Source organism: Neisseria sp. HMSC070F02, from assembly GCF_001814225.1.
GTDB classification, from domain to species: Bacteria; Pseudomonadota; Gammaproteobacteria; order Burkholderiales; family Neisseriaceae; genus Neisseria; species Neisseria meningitidis.
This window is the reverse complement of record NZ_KV815458.1, coordinates 1-3,169: the sequence shown is the minus strand read 5'-3', so window position 1 is coordinate 3,169 and position 3,169 is coordinate 1. Positions and strand designations below refer to the sequence as shown.

At 49.1% G+C, this 3,169-nt stretch carries 2 protein-coding genes; both read left to right on the top strand.

The genetic code is table 11. The features are described 5' to 3' along the window. The first annotated feature begins 146 nt into the window (after positions 1–146). Complete coding sequence (gene tdfH, locus HMPREF2959_RS07540; RefSeq protein ID WP_002243303.1) at positions 147–2,915, top strand: TonB-dependent zinc piracy receptor TdfH; 2,769 nt, start codon at positions 147–149, stop codon at positions 2,913–2,915. A gap of 29 nt (positions 2,916–2,944) precedes the next feature. Continuing rightward, positions 2,945–3,169, top strand: a 225-nt coding sequence (locus HMPREF2959_RS07535) for a hypothetical protein (RefSeq protein ID WP_070696607.1), incomplete at its 3' end; no start/stop codon positions are given.

Below are 3,169 nucleotides of genomic sequence, written 5' to 3'. Positions count from 1 at the left end.
TTTCGTTAACAGACTATTTTTGCAAAGGTCTCATCCAATTGAAATCTTCAGACGGTATATCGAATTTACACTTTTTAATGTTTATGCCGCCTAAAAAAATGCTAATATATTTCTTAATTGTCTGACTGTTTATTGTTGAGGAAAATATGAAATCTTCTTTCCGGTTGAAGCCGATTTGTTTTTATCTTATGGGTGTTATGCTATATCATCATAGTTATGCCGAAGATGCAGGGCGCGCGGGCAGCGAGGCGCAGATACAGGTTTTGGAAGATGTGCACGTCAAGGCGAAGCGCGTACCGAAAGACAAAAAAGTGTTTACCGATGCGCGTGCCGTATCGACCCGTCAGGATATATTCAAATCCAGCGAAAACCTCGACAACATCGTACGCAGCATCCCCGGTGCGTTTACACAGCAAGATAAAAGCTCGGGCATTGTGTCTTTGAATATTCGCGGCGACAGCGGGTTCGGGCGGGTCAATACGATGGTGGACGGCATCACGCAGACCTTTTATTCGACTTCTACCGATGCGGGCAGGGCAGGCGGTTCATCTCAATTCGGTGCATCTGTCGACAGCAATTTTATTGCCGGACTGGATGTCGTCAAAGGCAGCTTCAGCGGCTCGGCAGGCATCAACAGCCTTGCCGGTTCGGCGAATCTGCGGACTTTAGGCGTGGATGACGTCGTTCAGGGCAATAATACCTACGGCCTGCTGCTAAAAGGTCTGACCGGCACCAATTCAACCAAAGGTAATGCGATGGCGGCGATAGGTGCGCGCAAATGGCTGGAAAGCGGAGCATCTGTCGGTGTGCTTTACGGGCACAGCAGGCGCAGCGTGGCGCAAAATTACCGCGTGGGCGGCGGCGGGCAGCACATCGGAAATTTTGGCGCGGAATATCTGGAACGGCGCAAGCAGCGATATTTTGTACAAGAAGGCGGGTTGAAATTCAATTCCAACAGCGGAAAATGGGAGCGGGATTTCCAAAGGCCGTACTGGAAAACCAAGTGGTATCAAAAATACAATGACCCCCAAGAACTGCAAAAATACATCGAAGGTCATGACAAAAGCTGGCGGGAAAACCTGGCGCCGCAATACGACATCACCCCCATCGATCCGTCCAGCCTGAAGCAGCAGTCGGCAGGTAATCTGTTTAAATTGGAATACGACGGCGTATTCAATAAATACACGGCGCAATTTCGCGATTTAAACACCAAAATCGGCAGCCGCAAAATCATCAACCGCAATTATCAATTCAATTACGGTTTGTCTTTGAACCCGTATACCAACCTCAATCTGACCGCAGCCTACAATTCGGGCAGGCAGAAATATCCGAAAGGGTCGAAGTTTACAGGCTGGGGGCTTTTAAAGGATTTTGAAACCTACAACAACGCAAAAATCCTCGACCTCAACAACACCGCCACCTTCCGGCTGCCCCGCGAAACCGAGTTGCAAACCACTTTGGGCTTCAATTATTTCCACAACGAATACGGCAAAAACCGCTTTCCTGAAGAATTGGGGCTGTTTTTCGACGGTCCTGATCAGGACAACGGGCTTTATTCCTATTTGGGGCGGTTTAAGGGCGATAAAGGGCTGCTGCCCCAAAAATCAACCATTGTCCAACCGGCCGGCAGCCAATATTTCAACACGTTCTACTTCGATGCCGCGCTCAAAAAAGACATTTACCGCTTAAACTACAGCACCAATACCGTCGGCTACCGTTTCGGCGGCGAATATACGGGCTATTACAGCTCGGAAGGCGAATTTAAGCGGGCATTCGGAGAAAACTCGCCGACATACAGGGAACATTGCAACCCGAGCTGCGGGCTTTATGAACCCGTATTGAAAAAATACGGCAAAAAGCGCGCCAACAACCATTCGGTCAGCATTAGTGCGGACTTCGGCGATTATTTCATGCCGTTCGCCAGCTATTCGCGCACACACCGTATGCCCAACATCCAAGAAATGTATTTTTCCCAAATCGGCGACTCCGGCGTTCACACCGCCTTAAAACCAGAGCGCGCAAACACTTGGCAATTTGGCTTCAATACCTATAAAAAAGGACTGTTAAAACAAGATGATACATTAGGATTAAAACTGGTCGGCTACCGCAGCCGCATCGACAACTACATCCACAACGTTTACGGGAAATGGTGGGATTTGAACGGGGATATTCCGAGCTGGGTCAGCAGCACCGGGCTTGCCTACACCATCCAACATCGCAATTTCAAAGACAAAGTGCACAAACACGGTTTTGAGTTGGAGCTGAATTACGATTATGGGCGTTTTTTCACCAACCTTTCTTACGCCTATCAAAAAAGCACGCAACCGACCAACTTCAGCGATGCGAGCGAATCGCCCAACAATGCGTCCAAAGAAGACCAACTCAAACAAGGTTATGGGTTGAGCAGGGTTTCCGCCCTGCCGCGAGATTACGGACGTTTGGAAGTCGGTACGCGCTGGTTGGGCAACAAACTGACTTTGGGCGGCGCGATGCGCTATTTCGGCAAGAGCATCCGCGCGACGGCTGAAGAACGCTATATCGACGGCACCAACGGGGGAAATACCAGCAATGTCCGGCAACTGGGCAAGCGTTCCATCAAACAAACCGAAACCCTTGCCCGCCAGCCTTTGATTTTTGATTTTTACGCCGCTTACGAGCCGAAGAAAAACCTTATTTTCCGCGCCGAAGTCAAAAATCTGTTCGACAGGCGTTATATCGATCCGCTCGATGCGGGCAATGATGCGGCAACGCAGCGTTATTACAGTTCGTTCGACCCGAAAGACAAGGACGAAGAAGTAACGTGTAATGCTGATAAAACGTTGTGCAACGGCAAATACGGCGGCACAAGCAAAAGCGTATTGACCAATTTTGCACGCGGACGCACCTTTTTGATGACGATGAGCTACAAGTTTTAAAGGCAGCCCGCGTTTTGTAGAAAACCGCAATGCCGTCTGAAAGCCCTTCAGACGGCATTTGTTTCCCCAAACGCATCATCCTGCCGCAAGCCTATGCCAATCCGTTTTATCGCATCGGCAACTCAAAGAAAAATCCATTTCATTCCCACGCAGGGAAGCCGGTTGATTTCGGTTATTTTTGGTTGTTTCGGGTAATTTATGAGTCGTCATTCCCGCAAAAGCGGGAATCTAGACATTCAATGCTAAGGCAATTT

What these genes read in the sequence shown, in the direction of transcription:
- tdfH (WP_002243303.1), top strand. Translation starts at nt 147, where the DNA reads ATGAAATCTTCTTTCCGGTTGAAGCCGATTTGTTTTTATCTTATGGGT.